Genomic DNA, 14720 nt, shown 5'->3' on the forward strand with positions numbered 1-14720 from the left:
CGCCCCTCCAACTAGCTGAACGGCCACGCCGCGAACGGCGGTTACCCGGGCATTGTCCCGTGCGGGGCCCCCGCCGCCCGGGCGCGACCCCCTTCGGGAGACCGCGCCGCGCCGCACGGACACCGCGGATGCGGCTCGATCGGGCGCGGCGACCAGTCCGGACCCGGCAGAGCCAGCTCCAGGCGCGCCCCCGCACCCGCCGCGGACCCGCCGTCGAGGAACGCGAGCGCCCACGACACGGTCAGTCCCGCCACGACCGTGGCCAGTGCCATGTCGCAAGACGGTACCTCCGCCCGGCGCCCGGACTTCCACTGGGCGACCATCCGGGGCCAGGCCGCGTCCCGCTCGGCCCGGCCCAGCGCCAGGCACTCGGCACACGCGGACCGGCCCGGCAGCACCAACGGGCCGACCACTCCCGTGGCCTCCGCCACCCCCGCGTACAGGTGGGGCGTGCCCGCCGCCATCGCCTCCCGGGCCCCCGCCGGATCGGGCGCCCACACCGCGACCCCGTCCCGGGGCGCGAACACCGTCAGGGCCAGCGGCGGCGCGAACTCCCCGGCCCCGGCCCCCGCATGGTCCCCCTGCGTCCGCGTCCTCGGCCGGGGCAGCGGCGCCGCCTCCCGCACCGCCCGCCGGGCCGCCGCGTCCCGTCGCTCGCCCGTCCGCTCCGCCCCCACCCCGCAAGGGCTTACGTCCCAGGGCTCGACGTACCCGCCGTCGAGCACGTCCACCTGCCCCACCCCGGACGCCGACAGCAGGGCGGCCACCGCGGCGCCCACCCGGCCCGCGCCCCGCACCTGCACCCGTCTCGCCTGCCGCGCGGCCATCAGCCCCATCGCCGCCCCCGGCGCCGGATGCAGCACGGACAGCGAGGCCAGGTCGGGCCGCAGCCGCTCCAGGGCGGGGCCCCGGCTCCGCAGGGCAGCGCCTCCCCGGCCCCCGCCGCGCGCGTCGTCCAGCACCCCGGCCCGGGCCAGCCGCTCCACCAGCGCGTCCGCCCGGCCCTCCGGGAGCCCCATGGCCGTCGCCTCCGCCCGAAGCAGCGGCAGGCCGCGGGTGCCATCGAGCAGGCCCAGGAACGACGCCGTCGCCGTGTCCACCGGACCCACCACCCTCGCGTGGGCCGGTGTCATCCCGAGCTGGAGGACGTCCCGGCGGCGCCAGGCCCGCCGCAGGGCGGGCTTCACCACCGGATGCGCCCCCTCGACTCCGTCCGCGCCCTCGCCCACCGCGTCCCCGGCCCCGTCCGCGCTCTCCAGGGTCTCCAGCACCGCGACCCCGCACCCGCCGTCCGTCCCCACCATGACTCCCCCTCGTCGCCCGGCACACGCCGCCCACACCGCCGCCGGGTCCACCGTCCGCCGCCGGTCGACCCAGCATGCACGGCAGCGCCGACGCGTGTGAGGAGTTGTCCACAGGCTCGGACCGATAGTCGTACTAGTGCCGTGATGAGGTGGGGAATCACCGACGGGCCGGGCGACGGCGGGACTTCCGGCGCCGCCGACGGGGTAACGTCGTGGCGTGCCCGTCGACCCCCTGCACAGTGCCGCACGACCACCGCGCGGCGGGCCGAGCCCGCTCGGCCCGTCCTTCCTGGGGACGGAGGCGTTCCCGGCGGCCGAGACCCGCCCGGTGGAGGTCCGCCGGAGCGCGCGCCGGCGCAGAACCGTCTCCGCCTACCGCGAGGGCGACCGCACGGTGGTCCTCATCCCGGCCCGCATGTCGGACGCCGAGGAGAAGCGGTGGGTGGCCGTGATGCTCGACCGGCTTGCGGCCCAGGAGAGCAAGCGGATACTCGGCGACGCCGAGCTCGCGGAACGGGCGGAGCGCCTCTCCGGGCAGTACCTGGGCGGCCGGGCCCGGCCCGACAGCGTCCGCTGGGTCACCAACCAGAACACCCGCTGGGGTTCCTGCACCCCCGCCGAGGGCAGCATCCGCCTCTCGCACCGGCTGCAGGGCATGCCCGAGTACGTCGTGGACTACGTCCTCCTGCACGAGCTGGCACACCTGCTCGTCCCCGGGCACGGGCCCGCCTTCTGGCGGCTCCTGGAGGCGTACCCGCGCACCGAGCGCGCGCGGGGCTACCTGGAGGGCGTCGTCGCCGCGGGCCGGCTGCCGCACCTTCCCGCCGCCCGCAGCGAATGAGCCCCCGGGCGGCGGGAAGGCCGGGGAGGCGCGGAACAGCGGAACCGCGACGGTGCCTCCCACCCCCGCGACGAGCGCTTACACCAGCGCCCGCACCCGCTCCACCAGCCGTACCACCGACGTGTCGGCCACCGAGGCCACCTCGTCGTAGCCGAACCACCGCAGGTCCAGCGACTCGTCGCTGATCGCGGCCTCGGCGCCCTCCGGCGCCAGCGCCGCGTACTGCACGTCCAAGTGCCAGGTGCAGGGCGTGTGGTGCCGGTCCAGCCGGACCGGGCCGCCCGGCAGCAGGGCCAGCCCGCTCGCGATGCCCGACTCCTCCGTGGCCTCGCGCAGCGCGGCCGCCGCCAGCGTGGCGTCCTCCGGCTCGCAGTGGCCGCCCATCTGCAGCCACATCCCCAGCTTGCGGTGGAGCGTCAGCAGCACCCGGCCGCGCGACGGGTCCACCACCAGGGCGCTGGCCGTGACGTGACCGTCCCGGCACGCCTTCCACATGCCGTCCGGGTGCTCGGCCAGGTGCTCCAGGTACGCGAGCCGCAACGCCTCCTGCCGCGCGTCACCGGACGGAGCGGGCCACTCCTTCAGCACCCGCTCCGCGTCCTCGCGAAGGCTCACGCGCCGTCCCCGCCGTCCTTCGGCGAACCGCCCTCGGAACCGTCGTCCGAGGAGTCCTTGGGATCGCGGGGGTCCCGGGATTCCGGGGCGTCCTTGGAGTCCTTCTTCAGGTCGGGCCTGCCCTGGCCACCGCTCCCGGCGGCCTCCCCGAGCATCTTGTCGAGCTCGGAGAAGTCCAGGTGCTCCCGGTGGACGAAACCGTCCGGATCGTCCAGGTCCCCGGCGGTCGGCAGCATGTCCGGGTGCTCCCACAGCGCGTCGCGGCCCTCGGCGCCGCGCGCGTCGGTGAGGGAGGCCCACAGCCGCGACGCGTCGCGCAGCCGGCGCGGGCGGAGCTCCAGGCCGATCAGGGTCGCGAAGGTCTGCTCGGCGGGGCCACCGGTCGCCCGGCGGCGGCGCAGCGTCTCGCGCAGCGCCCCGGCGGACGGCAGGTGCGGCGCGGCGGCGGCGTGCACGACCGCGTCCACCCAACCCTCGACCAGCGCCAGCGCGGTCTCCAGCCGGGCCAGGGCCGCCTTCTGCTCCGGCGAGTCCTCCGGCTGGAACATGCCCTGCTGGAGCGCCTCCTGCATCTGCTCGGGCCGCGTGGGGTCGAGCTGGCCGACGACGTCCTCCAGCTTGGAGGTGTCCACCTTGATGCCCCGGGCGTAGCCCTCGACGGCACCGAAGAGGTGCGAGCGCAGCCACGGCACGTGCGCGAACAGGCGCTGGTGGGCGGCCTCGCGCAGCGCCAGGTAGAGGCGCACCTCCTCCTGCGGCACCCCGAGACCGGAACCGAACGCCTCGACGTTCACCGGCAGCAGGGCCGCCTTGCCGGCCGGGCCCAGCGGCAGGCCGATGTCGGTGGAGCCCACGACCTCGCCTGCCAGCACGCCGACGGCCTGGCCGATCTGCGTGCCGAACATGGCACCGCCCATGCTGCGCATCATGCCCAGCAGCGGGCCGGCCATGGCCTGCATCTCCTCGGGCAGCACGTCGCCCATGGCGGAGCCGACGCGCTCGGCGACCGGGTCGACCAGCTCGCGCCACACCGGCAGGGTGGCCTCGACCCACTCCGCGCGGCTCCACGCCACGGCGGTGCCGGAGCCCGACGGGAGCGAGGTCACGCCGTCCAGCCAGAGGTCGGCCAGCCGGACGGCCTCCTGGACCGCGGCGCGCTCGCCGGCCGAGACGCTGGCGTCCTTGGAACCGTCGGCCGTGCCCTGCGCGACGGTCTGCCGCGCGATGTCCTTGGCCATGTCCCAGTTCACCGGGCCGCCCTCGTACGAGAGCATCTGGCCGAGCTGCTGGAAGGCGGCGCCCAGGTCGCCGGGGTTCATGCCCCCGAAGGCCGGGTTCCCGCCGCCGCCGAACAGCGCGGCGAAGGGATTGTCCGCGCCGCCCGCTCCGGAACCGAATCCGAACGGGTTCGTCGGATCCTGGCCACGGCCACCCTGGTCACCGCCCTTCTTCTTGCCGTTGTCGCCGTCCTCCGGCTCCTCCGGCGGAAGATTGAATCCGAATGGGGTGTCACTCACGGGTTTCCTCGGCTCCTAGGGCCGCCGGCGATGGCCGACGGCGAATGCCCGACAACACCACCCAGCGTAGACACCTCCCCGGTATGGGGGCTTGGTGCTCCACCGGCTCGGGGCCTGCGGCAGGATGGGCATCACCTGGTACGTACGGGTCATGACACAGGTGATGACACATACGTACTGAAGACAACCGCTGGAGACGCCCGGTGAGTTCCCCCGACCGAGAAGTTCGCGCAGCGCGAAACGGTTCCGCGCGAGACAGTACGAGCCCGACCGGCCGACGGCCCGTGGTCGCGGTCACCGGCGCCGCCCGCGGCGTCGGTGCGCTGCTCACCCGGCGGCTCGCCGCGTCCGAGGAGGTCAAGCACGTCCTCGCCATCGACGAGCGCCGCGGCGACGTCAGTGAGGCGCAGTGGCACGTCCTGGACGTCCGCGACCCGGCGATCGCGGAGAAGCTGCGGGGCGCCGACGTCGTCGTCCACCTCGCGCTCGACCTGGACCTGGAGACCGATCCGGCCGCCCGGACCGCCTACAACGTGCGCGGTACGCAGACCGTGCTGACGGCCGCCGCGGCGGCGGGGGTGCACCGCGTGGTGCTGTGCACCTCGGCGATGGTCTACGGCGCGCACCCGGACAACGACGTGCCCCTCGACGAGGACGCCGAGCTGCGGGCGACCGCCGAGGCCACGGGCGTCGGCGACCTGCTGGAGATCGAGCGTCTGGCCCGCCGCGCGCCCCGCGCGCACCCCGGGCTGAACGTCACCGTGCTGCGGCCCGCGATCCTCGTCGGCGGCACGGACACGGCCCTGACCCGTTACTTCGAGTCGCCGCGGCTGCTGGTGGTGGCCGGTTCCCGCCCGGTGTGGCAGTTCTGTCACGTGGAGGACCTGGTGAGCGCCCTGGAGTTCGCCGCCCTGGAGAAGGCCGAGGGCGAGCTGGCGGTGGGTTGCGACGGCTGGCTGGAGCAGGAGGAGGTCGAGGAGCTCACCGGCATCCGCCGCATGGAGCTGCCGTCGGCCGTGGCGCTGGGGGCGGCCTCCCGGCTGCACCGCCTGGGCCTGACGCCGTCCCCCGCGGGCGACCTCGAGTACACGATGCACCCCTGGGTGGTCAGCGGCCACCGGCTGCACGCCGCCGGCTGGCGGCCGCGCTGGACCAACGAGGAGGTCCTGGCGGAGTTGCTGGAGGAGGTCGCCGGACGGCACACGGTCGCCGGCCGGCGGCTCGGCCGCAAGGACGCGACGGCGGCCGGCGCGGCCGGGGCCACCGTGGCGCTGCTGGGCACGGCGGCCCTGGTACGGCGGGCGCGCAAGGCCCGGCGGCGGGTGTAGCGGGGGCCTTCGCGGCGCGGGCCGGTGCCCTCCGGGGCGGGCGCCGGCGGGAATACCGCGGTCCGGCCCGGCCGGAGGGCGGCCGGCGTACGGCACGATGGAGCGCATGTCCCGTACGTACGAAGATCCCTCCGGGCCCGCCGTCCCCGACCCGGGCCCCCTGCGCCTCGTGGCGATCCGCGAGACCCCGCTCTCCCTGGACGAGGTCTTCGCCGCGGTGGGCGACCCCGCCGCCGGCGGCACCGCGCTCTTCGTGGGCACGGTGCGCGACCACGACGGCGGAGCCTCCGTCTCCGGGCTCGGCTACTCGGCGCACCCCACGGCCGAGGAGGCGCTGCGGCGGGTGGCCGAGAAGGTGGCGGCGGACTTCCCGGTGCGGGCGCTGGCCGCGGTGCACCGCGTCGGCGAACTGACCATCGGCGACCTGGCCGTCGTCGTCGCCGTCTCCTGTCCGCACCGCGCCGAGGCGTTCGCGGCCTGCCGCCGGCTCATCGACGACCTCAAGAGCGAGGTGCCGATCTGGAAGCACCAGGTCTTCTCCGACGGCACCGAAGAATGGGTCGGCGCGTAGCGCCGTCGTTGGGGTGGTGGTCGGGTGACGGGTGACGGGCGGGAGGGTCGGCGCGTAGCGCCGTCGTCGTGGGGCCGTCGTCGTGGGGCCTGGCGCGGCCGCTTCGCGTGCCCGGAACGGGCCACCCGAGTTGCGTAACCCCCGCCCTGACGTGAGCGTTGAGACGGCAGACGATTAATGTGCTCATCGTAAGTCGCGAGGAGTAAGAGGTCGGAGGCCGTTATGGCGGCGCTCGCTTGGTTGCTGATCCCGGTTGCCGCGGCTGTGGCCGCCGCCCTGTGGGGAAGCTGGGCGGCCCGGAACCGCAAGGCAGGCGATGTCTCCGAGCTCGCGGGATACGCGAAGTTCCGCGAGGCCATGGAGCGTTCGGACTCCGGGGCCGGATCCGCCTGACGCGGTTCCACAGGGCCCCGGAAGCCGGAATTTCGCGCGACTTGGGCCCCGGCAGGCACTTCTGCCCCGTACGGACCGCCCCGGAAGTGGACTGTCAGACCTGTCCCGTACTGTCGTTCCATGCCCCGCCGCACCGCGACGATGCTCGCCTCACTGTTGACCCTGATCGCGCTGCTCTGCGCCGGCGTGCTGATCCCCGTGCCGTACGCGGAGATGTCGCCGGGGCCGACGGTGAACACCCTGGGCGACCACGACGGGGAGCCGGTGCTCCAGATCTCGGGGCACAAGACGTATCCGACCAGCGGGCACCTCAACATGACCACGGTCCGGGTCACCGGCTCGCAGTACCGGATGAACATGATCGAGGCGGTCTACGGCTGGCTGGACCACGACAGGCTGGTGGTCCCGCACAGCACGCTCTACCCGGACGACAAATCCCCGGACCAGCTCAACCAGGAGACCGCCGAGGAGTTCAGCCAGTCCCAGGAGAGCGCCAAGGTGGCGGCGCTCAAGCAGCTGGACATCCCCGTCCCCACCCGGGTCGTGGTCTCCTCCGTCGTCAAGGCGAGTCCCGCCGAGGGCGCGCTGCACGCGGGCGACGTGATCAAGGCGGTGGACGGCACGGAGGTCCGGCAGCCCGGCGACGTCGCGAAGTTCGTCACCCGGCACAAGCCCGGCGAGAAGGTCGCCTTCACGGTCGTCCCGGCCAAGGAGGCCGCCGCCGCGGAGAAGGAGAAGCGGCAGCCGCGCGGGACGGAGACCGTCACCGTGGTGACGCGTGAGGCGCCCGGTGACAAGCGGGCCATCGTGGGCATCCAGGCGGGGACGGCGCACACCTTCCCGTTCCCGATCAACATCAAGCTGGCCGACGTCGGCGGGCCGAGCGCCGGCCTCATGTTCGCCCTGGGGATAGTCGACAAGTTGACACCGGACGACCTGACCGGCGGGAAGTTCGTCGCCGGCACCGGGACGATCGACGACGACGGCAAGGTCGGGCCGATCGGCGGCATCGAGATGAAGACGGTCGGCGCCCGGAACAAGGGGGCCCGGTTCTTCCTGACCCCCAAGGACAACTGCGCGGCCGCCGCCAAGGACACCCCGTCCGGGCTGACGCTCGTCAAGGTGGAGACGATAGGCGACGCGCTGAAGTCCCTGGAGAAGATCCGCAAGGGGGACGCGGCCGGACTGCCGCGCTGCACGGCAGGCTGAGCGCCCCGCTCGGCGTACGGTTCGGGTGGCCGCGGGCCGTCCGTGACCGGCCGCGCAGTTCCCCGCGCCCCCCGCGGGGGGCGCGGTACCGCACCGGACTTCGACACGTCCGCCCGGTCACGCGTTCACGGCCGAGAAGACAGGCCGAAGGGCTCAGTCCGCGAAGGTCGCGGCCAGCGCCTCGGCCAGGCCGGGCACCAGGTCGGGGCCGGTGAGCACCTCGGTCGGCGAGTCCTTCTCGCGCAGCCGGATGGCGGACTCCCGGGCTCCGTCCCGCAGGACGGCGACCGTCATCCGCACCTCCTGCCGCTCCGGGTGCTTCGCGACCCACTTGGCGAGCTGCTTCTCGTTCATCCCGTGAGGCACGGCCCCCTCGGCGGACGGCGGGAGCATCAGCCGCTCCACGGTCAGGGCGCAGCCCGTCACCGCGTCCGGCCAGGCGATGGTGGCGAGGAACTCGTCGAGGGCGGTGCCCGCGGGCAGTTCGTCCTGCTCGATGGGGGTGTAGGAGGGGGCGGACGCGCCGCCGGCCGTCTCGTCGAGGCCGAGCTGGGCGGCCAGGTCGGGCTCCTGGGTGCGGAGCTTCGCGGTGTCGACGAGGGCGAAGAGCCGGGCGGGCTGGTCCCAGCCGAGGCCGGAGGCGTAGTCGTCGATCTCGAGGACGGCCCGGGTCAGCGGGCTGGCGGCCATCGGCGGGTTGCCCGCGTCGGGGCGGTCGGGGTGGCTCGGGGAGCCGGCATTGCTGGACATGCCCAATATCGTGCCCTGAGAGGGGCCGAAATCGGGAACCGAGTAAAGCCTCGGTAAGTTGCCACACTGGGTCCTACTATCGCCAGGGCCTGATCGACAGCTCCCTTACAGCGAACTTCGAGGTGCGCACCTTGGCTTTCCAGATGCCGGACCGCGGCGGAGGCCCGACAGGGCCACGGATCAGAGTCGGCCGACCGTCCCGGCGCGTCCGGACCCTGCTGATGACCTTGGGTGTGCTGGCCGCGCTGGCCATGCTCTTCGTCATGTTCGCGGGGTTCTGGACGGACTGGCTCTGGTACCGCTCGGCGCATTATTCGTCGGTCTTCACCACCACCCTCGGCACCAAGATCGGCCTGTTCGCCGTCTTCGGCCTGCTGATGGCCGTGGCGGTGGGGTTCAACATCTGGCTGGCGCACCGGCTGCGGCCGCCGCTGAGCGCGATGTCGGCCGAGCAGCAGAGCCTCGACCGCTACCGGATGAGCATCGCGCCGTACAAGAAGTGGGTGCTGCTGGCGGTCACCGCGCTGGTCGGTCTGGTGGCGGGCGCGTCCGCGGCCGGGCAGTGGCGCACCTGGCTCCAGTGGATCAACGGCGTCTCCTTCCACCAGAAGGACCCGCAGTTCCACAAGGACATCTCCTTCTACACGTTCGACCTGCCCTGGTACCGCTTCCTGCTGAGCTTCGGCTTCGCGGCGGCCGTGCTGTCGCTGATCGCGGCGGCCCTGGTGCACTACCTCTACGGCGGTCTGCGGCTGACCAGTCCGGGCCACCGGGCCACCGCGGCGGCCACCGGGCACCTGTCCGTCCTGCTGGGCCTGTTCGTCGCGCTCAAGGCCGTGGCGTACTGGCTGGACCGGTACGGGCTGGCCGTGAAGTCGAGCGGGCTGCGGTCGGCGGACGGCTGGACGGGTCTGCGCTATGTGGACGCCAACGCCTATCTGCCGGCCAAGACGATCCTCTTCATCATCGCGCTGATCTGCGCGGTGCTGTTCTTCGCGACGCTCTGGCGGCGCACCTGGCAGCTGCCGGTCATCGGCTTCGGCCTGATGGTGCTCTCGGCGATACTGATCGGCGGGCTCTACCCGGCGATCGTGCAGAAGTTCCAGGTCTCGCCGAACGAGCAGACCAAGGAAGCGCCGTACATCGCCAAGAACATCAAGGCGACGCGAGCGGCGTACGGGATCGACGACACCAAGGTCGACGACAGGTACCCGGGCAAGAGCGACGCCGGTGGCAAGGACAAGGACCGGCTGCGCGAGATGGCGAACTCCACCGCGAGCCTGCGGCTGCTGGACCCGAACATCGTCTCGCCCGCCTTCCAGCAGGAGCGCCAGGACCGCGGTTACTACCAGTTCCCGTCCACCCTGGACGTCGACCGCTACACGGTGCAGGGCAAGGAGCAGGACACCGTCATCGGCCTGCGCGAGCTCAACATCAAGGGCATTCCCGAGCGGAACTGGATCAACGATCACTTCAAGTACACCCACGGCTACGGCGCGGTGACCGCCAAGGGCACCTCGGTGCCCAAGGGCGGCGGCCCCGACTTCCAGTCGGACGGCACCCTGGGTTCGTACGAGCCGCGGGTGTACTACGGCGAGAAGACCACCCAGTACTCCATCGTCGGCGGGCCGCAGAAGGAGATCGACAAGCCCGGTGACGAGGGGAAGGAGAGCTTCGGCTACGACGGCAAGGGCGGTGTCGCGCTGTCCAACCCGGTCAACCGCGCGGCCTACGCCGTGGCGTTCGGCGAGCCGAAGATCCTCTACTCGGGCGCCATCGGCAAGGGCTCCAAGATCCTCTACAACCGGACGCCGAAGGAGCGCGTCGAGGCGGTGGCCCCCTGGCTGACCATCGACGGCGACGCCTATCCCGCCGTGGTGGACCACCGCATCCAGTGGATCGTGGACGCCTATACGACGACCAACGGCTATCCGTACGCCTCTCGCACCACACTGGGCGACACCACCACCGACTCGTTGACGACCGGTCAACGCGCCGTGGTCGCACAGCAGAACCAGGTCAACTACATCCGCAACTCGGTGAAGGCGACCGTCGACGCCTACGACGGCACGGTCAAGCTGTACCAGTGGGACACCGAGGACCCGGTCCTGAAGACCTGGATGAAGGCGTTCCCCGGGACCGTCAAGCCGAAGGGCGAGATCAGCACGGACCTGAAGGCGCATCTGCGCTACCCACAGGACCTGTTCAAGGTGCAGCGCGAGCTGCTGGCCCGCTACCACGTCACCGATCCGGCGGCGTTCTACACGGGCAGCCAGCGCTGGCAGGTGCCGGACGACCCGACCAACAAGGGCAACGCGGTACCGCCGTACTACCTGAGCATGCGGATGCCGGACCAGAAGGGCCAGACGTTCTCGCTGACGACGACCTTCACGCCCAAGAACCGCCCCAACCTGGGCGCGTTCATGGCGGTCGACGCGGACGCGAAGAGCGACGACTACGGCCGGATCAGAATCCTGGAACCCAAGGGCGCGGTCTGGGGCCCTGAGCAGGCGCAGAGCAATTTCAACAGCAATTCGGACGTCGCCAGTCTGATCAGGCTGCTCAAGGGCGGCGATTCCGAGGTCGAGTACGGAAATCTGCTGACGGTGCCCCTGGACGGCGGTTTCCTGTACGTGGAACCCGTGTACGTCCGCGGCGCCAGGGCGAATTACCCGCTGTTGCGGAAGGTGCTCGTCAACTACGGCGAGAAGATCGCCTTCCGGGACACCCTCGGTGAGGCCCTGGACGAGGTCTTCGGCAAACAGCAGGGCGAGACCGGTAAGCAGCCGCCGGACACCACGCGTCCGTCCACCGCCAACCCCACGGTCAAGCAGGCGGTCAAGGACGCGCAGGACGCGTGGGCCGCCGGCCAGAAGGCGCTGGAGCAGAAGGACTTGGAGGCGTACGGCAAGGCGCAGAAGAGCCTGAAGGACGCCCTCGACCGGTTGGGCAAGGCCGAGGAGGAGGCCGAGAAGAAGACGGACGGCAAGCCCGCCGGCAAGCAGGACGAGGGGAAGCGGACCGGCGGTTAGCCGATGCCCCGCCCCGCGCCGTGGTACGGTTGTTCCACAACAGCGCGGGGTGGAGCAGCTCGGTAGCTCGCTGGGCTCATAACCCAGAGGTCGCAGGTTCAAATCCTGTCCCCGCTACTGAAGACAAGGCCCGGAGTCTCGGACTCCGGGCCTTGTCGTGCGTCCGGGGCGGTGGTACGGGCCGTGCTCTGTGGCCGGCCGGCGGGGGACCACCGTTCGCATCCGGCGCCACGCTGCTCTGTGCGGGTTATGTGCGGGGCTTTTGATTAGAGTTTGGGACATCGCTGTGTCGGGAAGTCGGGAAGTCGACAAAACGCTGAAGTGACCTCACTGGCTGCGGCATTCCAGGTGTACACAGGTTGCGGGAGTGCGACGATGGGACGTATGGGGGACAAGGCGAGGCTGGTGGACACACGTCGGCTGGTAGGGGCTCCCGTCCGGGGGAGTGGGCAGAGGACCGACCGGGGGAGCACCCCGGACGGGCAAGGCGGGCAGGTCCCGTCCCAGACGTCCGCCGACGCCGCCACGGGCGCCGTCGCGGACGCCGCCGACCTGGAGCTCGAAACCGCCCGCCGCCGCGCCGAGTCCGGCGACCCCGCAGCCCTGAGCACCCTCGGCGCCCTGCTGCTGCGCCGCGGCGACCTGGATGCCGCCGAGCGCTGCCTGCGCGCCGCCACCGCCGAGGGCGACCGGTCCGCCGCCAACAACCTGGGCGTCCTGCTGCACCAGCGCGGCTACCCCGACGAGGCCGCCGGCTGGTGGCGGGTCGCCGCCGTCGCCGGTTCCGCCGCCGCCGCCCACGCCCTGGGCCGCTACCACCGCGAGCGCGGCGACGAGCCCGCCGCCGAGTACTGGCTGCGGCAGTCCGCCGAGTCCGGGCACGCCCTCGGCGCCTACGCCCTCGCCGACCTCCTGGAGCACCGCAGCGACGTGGGCGCGGAGCGCTGGTTCCGGTCCGCCGCCGAGCGGGGCCACCGCGAGGCGGCGTACCGCCTCGCCCGCATCCTCGACGGCCGCGCCCCCGGCTCCGCCGCCAACCGCCCCGGCGTCCTCCCCGGCCCGTCCCCGGCGCCCGCCGGCCGGCGCACCCCCGTCGGCGGCGGGGACACCTCCGTACGCGACCTGCGCGCCGCCGCGGCGGTCGGCAAGGAGCGCGGGCCCGCCGCCGAGGCCGAGCAGTGGTACCGCCAGGCCGCCGCCCGCGGCCACCGCCGCGCCGCCCTGCACCTGGGCACCCTGCTGGAGGCGCGCGGCGAGATCCACGAGGCGGCCCGTTGGTACCTGACCTCCGCCAAGGACGGCGAGTCCCGCGCCGCCTGCGCCCTCGGCTTTCTGCTGCGCGACGCCGGCGACAACGACAGCGCCGCCGTCTGGTGGCGCCGGGCCGCCCAGGACGGCGACGGCAACGCGGCCAACGCCCTGGGCGCCCTGCACGCCGACCGCGGCGAGGCCCAGCAGGCCGAGCGCTGGTACCGCGCCGCCCTGGACGCGGGCGACGTCAACGGCGCGTACAACCTCGCCCTGCTCTGCGCCGAGCAGGGCCGGTCCGCCCAGGCCGAGCAGTGGTACCGGCGCGCCGCCTACGCGGGCCACCGGGAGGCCGCCAACGCCCTGGCCGTCCTCCTGCTCCAGGCCGGCGACCCGGCGGGCGCCGAGCCGTGGTTCTCCAAGGCGGCCGAGGCGGGCAGCGTCGACGCCGCGTTCAACCTGGGCATCCTGTACGCCGGGAGACACGACGAGCGCGAGGCGCTGCGCTGGTACGAGCGCGCGGCCGCCGCCGGCCACACCGAGGCGGCCCTCCAGGTCGCCATGGCCCTGCTGCGGGACGGCGGCCAGGAGGACGCCGAGGAGGCCGAGCGCCACCTGCGGGTCGCGGCCCGCGGCGGCAGCGCCGAGGCCGCGTTCCGGCTCGCGAGCCTGCTGGACCGGGAGGACCGCGGCGAGGGCGCCGCGGCCGAGTGCGAGGAGTGGTACGACCGCGCCGCCCGCCAGGGGCACCGGCGGGCCCAGGTGCGGCTCGGGATGATCGTGGCGGCCCGCGGCGACGTCGTCCGGGCCGCCCGCTGGTACCGCGAGGCGGCGGAGGCGGGCAGCCGGAACGGCGCGTTCAACCTCGGGCTGCTGCTGGCCCGCGAGGGCAGCGAGCCGGAGGCCGCGCTGTGGTGGACGCGGGCCGCCGAGGCCGGGCACGGCCGCGCGGCCCTCCGGCTGGCCCTGCTGGCCGCCCGGCACGGCGACCTGACGGAGGCCCAGCTCTGGTGCGCGCAGGCGGTCGAGTACGGCCCGGCCGAGGTCGCCGAGCGGGCGGCGCGGCTGCGGGACGCCCTCCAGCAGGAGCTGTCGGCGTGACGGCGGCCCCGGCGGGGCGGACCGTGGGCCCGGGCCGAAGGGGCACGCGCCGGAGCGAACCGGCCGTGCGCCGCCGGACGGGATCACCCGTTTGCGTTGAACGCCTTGACCGGGTTACAGTTGGTTCATCGACGCGGGGTGGAGCAGCTCGGTAGCTCGCTGGGCTCATAACCCAGAGGTCGCAGGTTCAAATCCTGTCCCCGCTACTCCTGACGAAGGCCCGGATCCCAAGGATCCGGGCCTTCGTGCTGTGCTCGCACGCTGAGCGCGGGACCGGCCGTAGGCGAACGCCCCCCGTCGCTCGCCGTCCCTCACACTTCCGAGCAGCCCGGGCACACCCCGCGGTAGGTCACCTCGACCGCGGACACCCGGAACCCGAAGCGCTCCTCCGCCGGCAGCCCGGCGAGCAGGTCCCCGGAGGGGTGGACGTCGCGGATGGTGCCGCAGCGGGAGCACACCAGGTGCTGGTGCGCGTGGTGGGCGTTCGGGTCGTAGCGTTTCGCCCGGCCGTCGGTGCTCACCTCGATGATCTCGCCGAGGGACACCAGTTCGCCGAGTGTGTTGTAGACCGTCGCCCGGGAGATCTCCGGGAGCAGTTCGGTCGCCTTGGCGTGCACTTCGTCGGCGGTGTAGTGCACATGGTCCCCGTCGAGCACCTCGGCGACGACGCGCCGCTGCGCGGTCAGCCGCCAGCCACGTCCCCGGAGCCGTTCCAGCAGGTCACTCATGCCATTCACCCATCAGTCAGATAGGACCAGCCTAGCAGCGGCAGGCGTCTACCACTGGATCCGGTTTTTATGTCACCTCCATC

Annotated in this window: 12 protein-coding genes and 2 tRNA genes; 9 read left to right on the plus strand and 5 right to left on the minus strand. The window is 73.2% G+C overall.

Annotated elements, in window-relative coordinates; all coding sequences use genetic code 11:
- Positions 1-41 precede the first annotated feature (41 nt).
- The gene (locus tag ACQEVS_RS22290) at positions 42-1304 is read right to left on the minus strand and encodes a ThiF family adenylyltransferase (RefSeq protein WP_433023013.1); all 1263 of its coding nucleotides are present in this window, start codon (positions 1302-1304) and stop codon (positions 42-44) included.
- A gap of 217 nt (positions 1305-1521) precedes the next feature.
- Here ACQEVS_RS22290 and ACQEVS_RS22295 point away from each other — a divergent pair, with 217 nt between their 5' ends.
- A complete protein-coding gene (locus ACQEVS_RS22295; protein ID WP_433023015.1) occupies positions 1522-2145 on the plus strand; it encodes a M48 metallopeptidase family protein in 624 nt (207 codons plus the stop codon).
- A 78-nt stretch (positions 2146-2223) separates the two neighbouring features.
- Here the strand turns inward: ACQEVS_RS22295 and ACQEVS_RS22300 are convergent, their stop codons facing one another.
- Positions 2224-2760, minus strand: a complete 537-nt coding sequence (locus tag ACQEVS_RS22300; protein WP_433023017.1) for an NUDIX hydrolase — start codon at positions 2758-2760, stop codon at positions 2224-2226.
- Positions 2757-4277 carry a zinc-dependent metalloprotease gene (locus ACQEVS_RS22305; protein ID WP_433023019.1) on the minus strand — a complete coding sequence of 507 codons (1521 nt, stop codon included), beginning with the start codon at positions 4275-4277 and terminating at the stop codon, positions 2757-2759. Before ACQEVS_RS22305 ends, ACQEVS_RS22300 begins: the two co-directional genes overlap by 4 nt.
- Positions 4278-4480: 203 nt before the next feature.
- On the opposite strand from ACQEVS_RS22305, the gene ACQEVS_RS22310 reads away from it, so the two are divergent.
- From ACQEVS_RS22310 to ACQEVS_RS22325, 4 genes are all read left to right on the plus strand, one after another.
- On the plus strand, positions 4481-5605 hold the full coding sequence (locus tag ACQEVS_RS22310; RefSeq protein WP_433023021.1) for an SDR family oxidoreductase: 1125 nt from the start codon (positions 4481-4483) through the stop codon (positions 5603-5605).
- Between the two features lie 97 nt (positions 5606-5702).
- Positions 5703-6176, plus strand: coding sequence for a molybdenum cofactor biosynthesis protein MoaE (locus ACQEVS_RS22315; protein WP_433023023.1), 474 nt, complete (start codon positions 5703-5705; stop codon positions 6174-6176).
- Between the two features lie 222 nt (positions 6177-6398).
- Positions 6399-6569 carry a hypothetical protein gene (locus tag ACQEVS_RS22320; protein WP_004937482.1) on the plus strand — a complete coding sequence of 57 codons (171 nt, stop codon included), beginning with the start codon at positions 6399-6401 and terminating at the stop codon, positions 6567-6569.
- 120 nt (positions 6570-6689) lie between these two features.
- Positions 6690-7778, plus strand: coding sequence for a YlbL family protein (locus tag ACQEVS_RS22325; protein WP_433023026.1), 1089 nt, complete (start codon positions 6690-6692; stop codon positions 7776-7778).
- Positions 7779-7931: 153 nt separating this feature from the next.
- Here the strand turns inward: ACQEVS_RS22325 and ACQEVS_RS22330 are convergent, their stop codons facing one another.
- Complete coding sequence (locus ACQEVS_RS22330; protein WP_433023028.1) at positions 7932-8528, minus strand: PPA1309 family protein; 597 nt, start codon at positions 8526-8528, stop codon at positions 7932-7934.
- A gap of 143 nt (positions 8529-8671) precedes the next feature.
- On the opposite strand from ACQEVS_RS22330, the gene ACQEVS_RS22335 reads away from it, so the two are divergent.
- The 4 genes from ACQEVS_RS22335 to ACQEVS_RS22350 all read left to right on the plus strand — a co-directional run bounded on the left by ACQEVS_RS22335 (position 8672) and on the right by ACQEVS_RS22350 (position 14115).
- Positions 8672-11560: a UPF0182 family membrane protein gene (locus tag ACQEVS_RS22335; RefSeq protein WP_433027812.1), complete on the plus strand. Its 2889-nt coding sequence runs from the start codon at positions 8672-8674 to the stop codon at positions 11558-11560.
- Between the two features lie 43 nt (positions 11561-11603).
- Positions 11604-11677 (plus strand) — tRNA-Met (locus ACQEVS_RS22340).
- 258 nt (positions 11678-11935) lie between these two features.
- Positions 11936-13909 carry a tetratricopeptide repeat protein gene (locus ACQEVS_RS22345; protein WP_433023030.1) on the plus strand — a complete coding sequence of 658 codons (1974 nt, stop codon included), beginning with the start codon at positions 11936-11938 and terminating at the stop codon, positions 13907-13909.
- 132 nt (positions 13910-14041) lie between these two features.
- Positions 14042-14115 (plus strand) — tRNA-Met (locus ACQEVS_RS22350).
- A gap of 105 nt (positions 14116-14220) precedes the next feature.
- On the opposite strand, the gene ACQEVS_RS22355 is transcribed toward ACQEVS_RS22350, so the two are convergent.
- Positions 14221-14637 (minus strand): Fur family transcriptional regulator, encoded by a 417-nt coding sequence (locus ACQEVS_RS22355; protein ID WP_433023032.1) that lies wholly within the window; start codon positions 14635-14637, stop codon positions 14221-14223.
- Positions 14638-14720: the final 83 nt, after the last annotated feature.

It is taken from the genome of Streptomyces sp. CA-181903 (assembly GCF_050937075.1).
Lineage (GTDB): Bacteria > Actinomycetota > Actinomycetes > Streptomycetales > Streptomycetaceae > Streptomyces.

What these genes read in the sequence shown, in the direction of transcription:
- ACQEVS_RS22320 (WP_004937482.1), top strand. Translation starts at nt 6,399, where the DNA reads ATGGCGGCGCTCGCTTGGTTGCTGATCCCGGTTGCCGCGGCTGTGGCC.
- ACQEVS_RS22345 (WP_433023030.1), top strand. Translation starts at nt 11,936, where the DNA reads ATGGGACGTATGGGGGACAAGGCGAGGCTGGTGGACACACGTCGGCTG.
- ACQEVS_RS22325 (WP_433023026.1), top strand. Translation starts at nt 6,690, where the DNA reads ATGCCCCGCCGCACCGCGACGATGCTCGCCTCACTGTTGACCCTGATC.
- ACQEVS_RS22315 (WP_433023023.1), top strand. Translation starts at nt 5,703, where the DNA reads ATGGAGCGCATGTCCCGTACGTACGAAGATCCCTCCGGGCCCGCCGTC.
- ACQEVS_RS22290 (WP_433023013.1), bottom strand. Translation starts at nt 1,304, where the DNA reads ATGGTGGGGACGGACGGCGGGTGCGGGGTCGCGGTGCTGGAGACCCTG.
- ACQEVS_RS22355 (WP_433023032.1), bottom strand. Translation starts at nt 14,637, where the DNA reads ATGAGTGACCTGCTGGAACGGCTCCGGGGACGTGGCTGGCGGCTGACC.
- ACQEVS_RS22335 (WP_433027812.1), top strand. Translation starts at nt 8,672, where the DNA reads ATGCCGGACCGCGGCGGAGGCCCGACAGGGCCACGGATCAGAGTCGGC.
- ACQEVS_RS22330 (WP_433023028.1), bottom strand. Translation starts at nt 8,528, where the DNA reads ATGTCCAGCAATGCCGGCTCCCCGAGCCACCCCGACCGCCCCGACGCG.